The organism is Synergistota bacterium (assembly GCA_021159885.1).
In the GTDB taxonomy this organism is placed as follows: Bacteria; Synergistota; GBS-1; order GBS-1; family GBS-1; genus AUK310.
Window position 1 is genome coordinate 1 of sequence record JAGHDO010000089.1, and the last position, 2,832, is coordinate 2,832.

5 protein-coding genes are annotated in these 2,832 nt (G+C 44.4%); 4 read left to right on the plus strand and 1 reads right to left on the minus strand.

Features of this window, described 5'->3' with window-relative positions:
* Nucleotides 1-145, minus strand: a 145-nt coding sequence (locus J7M13_08850) for a thiamine-binding protein (GenBank protein ID MCD6364084.1), incomplete at its 3' end; no start/stop codon positions are given.
* A 78-nt stretch (nucleotides 146-223) separates the two neighbouring features.
* On the opposite strand from J7M13_08850, the gene J7M13_08855 reads away from it, so the two are divergent.
* From J7M13_08855 to J7M13_08870, 4 genes are all read left to right on the plus strand, one after another.
* The gene (locus J7M13_08855) at nucleotides 224-1,000 is read left to right on the plus strand and encodes an ABC transporter ATP-binding protein (GenBank protein ID MCD6364085.1); all 777 of its coding nucleotides are present in this window, start codon (nucleotides 224-226) and stop codon (nucleotides 998-1,000) included.
* Entirely contained in the window at nucleotides 993-1,697 is a 705-nt protein-coding gene (locus J7M13_08860; protein MCD6364086.1) for an ABC transporter ATP-binding protein, read from the plus strand. Before J7M13_08855 ends, J7M13_08860 begins: the two co-directional genes overlap by 8 nt.
* Nucleotides 1,698-1,700: 3 nt before the next feature.
* Nucleotides 1,701-2,600, plus strand: coding sequence for a branched-chain amino acid ABC transporter permease (locus tag J7M13_08865; protein MCD6364087.1), 900 nt, complete (start codon nucleotides 1,701-1,703; stop codon nucleotides 2,598-2,600).
* A partial coding sequence (locus J7M13_08870) for a branched-chain amino acid ABC transporter permease (GenBank protein MCD6364088.1) occupies nucleotides 2,597-2,832 on the plus strand: 236 nt, incomplete at its 3' end. The genes J7M13_08865 and J7M13_08870, both read left to right, overlap by 4 nt.

The window sequence follows — 2,832 nt, forward strand, 5'->3', positions numbered from 1 at the left end:
GTTCTCCCTTCATCACAGTGCATGTAGGTGTGACCTCATATTCGAGGCCGGACCCCTTTATTCTCGCTATTGCTTTGTCCACCAGCTTTATTATCTCTTCCTTGCTCTTTCCAAATGGTAGTACCCTTAGGTCAGCTCTTACCATTATCAAGGTCACCTCCTGAGGGGTTTTAGTTATGCTCTTATTGTAGTATACATCATTTCATGGTATAATGATACCGCAATGGGTCAAATTCTTAAAGTAGAAGGTCTCACTAAGGATTTTGGGGGCTTAAGAGCTCTTTCAAATTATGCTCTTTCCCTGGAGGAAGGGGAGCTGGTTGGTCTTATAGGGCCTAATGGGGCTGGTAAGACGACGGTGTTCAATTTGCTTACCGGTGTTATCAAGCCAACCGCTGGAAGGATATGCTTCAGGGGGGTTGACATCACTGGAAAAAGGCCTGATAAGATAGCCGCTCTCGGAATGTCAAGAACTTTTCAGAATATAAGATTGTTTGGAGCTTTAAGCGTAATAGACAATCTTAAGGTAGCCTACCATATGCATAGAAGATATGGCTTAGTAAGTGCTCTTTTAGGCTTTTCTTCCTTCAAACGGGAGGAGATGGAAATAGAGCAAAGGGCTTTAGAACTGCTTGAGCTCTTCGATATAGAGAGGTACAAAGATAGGCGCGCGGATTCCCTTCCGTATGGCGATCAGAGAAAGGTTGAGATAGTTCGTGCTCTCATGACGGGTCCGGAGCTTCTTCTTCTTGATGAACCTGCGTGTGGTATGAATCCTCAGGAGACGGAGGAGCTGATGGAGCTTATAAAGAGAATAAGAGAGGAATTTTCCCTTACCATTTTTCTCATAGAGCATGACATGAAAGTCGTAATGGGAATATGCGAGCGCATTCAGGTTCTGAACAAAGGGGAGCTTCTGGCTGAGGGTAAACCGGAGGAGATAAGAGAGAACCCCAAGGTTATAGAAGCTTATCTTGGGAGGAGAAAAAGCGTTGCTTAAGGTGGAGAGCTTGCACGTTTACTACGGTTCAATATATGCTCTTAAGGGTGTATCTCTCGAGGTTAAAAAGGGAGAAATAGTTACCTTAATAGGGGCTAATGGAGCAGGGAAGACTACTACGCTAAGGGCTATATCGGGATTGGTTCGCTCTGCGGATGGCAAGATCGTATATGAGGGTAAGGATATAACTTATCTTGATGCGAGCGATATAGTGGCTCTTGGGATATCCCACTGTCCGGAGGGAAGACAGCTCTTTGGGGGACTCACGGTGAGAGAAAATCTCATATTAGGAGCATATCTTAGAAAAGATAAGAAAGAGATAGAGGAGGATATGGAGAGGGTTTTTGAGCTCTTTCCTATCCTAAAGGAGAGAATAAACCAGAAGGCGGGAACCCTATCTGGTGGGGAACAAGAGATGCTTGCTATAGCTCGCGCCCTGATGAGCAAACCAAGGCTTTTACTGCTTGATGAGCCTTCCTTAGGACTGGCTCCTCTCGTGGTTGAAAAGATATTTGAAACGATAACCGAGGTTAGATCTTCTGGAACCACGGTTCTGCTTGTTGAGCAGAATGCTAATATGGCTCTTGAAATAGCAGATAGGGGGTATGTCCTTGAAACCGGTAAAATAGTTCTTTCAGGGAGTGCCAAGTCCCTGAGAGAAAATGAAGAGGTAAAAAGAGCTTACCTTGGGGGGTAGGATATGTTTTCGGAGGGATATCTCTTACAACAGCTTCTTAACGGTCTTACCTTAGGAAGTATGTATGCTCTGGTTGCAATAGGCTTCTCTCTGATATTTGGCATATTGAGCTTGATTAACTTTGCGCATGGTGATGTTTTAATGCTGGGTGCCTTTGCCGCTTACTTTGTGGTCCATTGGTTTGGAGTATCATTTTGGGCTTTAATTATATTAATCCTTTTCTTTGGAGCCGTGCTTGGGCTTTTGATAGAGAGGGTTGCATTCAGGCCTATAAGGAAAGCTCCTCCCATTACTGGCTTTATAACTTCCCTTGCTGTGGCGACCTTTATAGAGAACGCTGGAATACTTATAGTTACCGCTCAGCCGAGGAATTTTCCCGTTCCTGATTTCTTAAACAGGCTTTTTACAATGGGAACCGTTTCTTGCAGAGGAATAGATATGGTTATAATATTTCTTTCCCTCTTGCTTATGGGAATACTTACCCTCTTTGTTAAGAAAACCAAAATTGGCATGGCTATGAGAGCTACGTCTGAGAACTTAGATGCGGCAAGGCTTATGGGTATAAAAGTCAACAGGGTTATAGCTCTTGCCTTCGCTATAGGATCAGCTTTGGCTGCTATAGCTGGAATGATGTGGGGAAGCAAATATGGTCAGATAGATCCTTTAATGGGCTTCGTCCCGGGTCTGAAAGCTTTTGTCGCTGCGGTTATCGGAGGTATAGAGAGCATGCCCGGAGCGATGCTCGGCGGGTACTTTTTGGGTTTCTCTGAAGTGCTTTTCGTTGGTCTTCTTCCGCCGCAGATGGGGAGCTATCGAGATGCTTTTGTTTTCTCCCTGCTCATACTTATTCTTCTTCTTAAACCTTCGGGGATTCTCGGCAGGAGGGAGGAAGCCATAAAGTGAGGAAAGTCGTGATAATCGCTGTGATAGCTCTTTTGGCCTTTACTTATATTGCCGAGAATTATCTAAGTGATTATCACTTATCCGTTTTAGAGTTTTTGGGGATATATGCTATTCTGACGGTGAGCTTGGATATCACGAACGGTTATACGGGATTGTTTTCTCTTGGCCATCCGGCTTTTATGGCTATCGGAGCATATACATCTGCTATCTTGACCTTTCCTGCGATGCGAAA

Excerpts from the sequence above, each read along its gene's own strand:
- J7M13_08855 (MCD6364085.1), top strand. The coding sequence starts at position 224 with ATGGGTCAAATTCTTAAAGTAGAAGGTCTCACTAAGGATTTTGGGGGC.
- J7M13_08865 (MCD6364087.1), top strand. The coding sequence starts at position 1,701 with ATGTTTTCGGAGGGATATCTCTTACAACAGCTTCTTAACGGTCTTACC.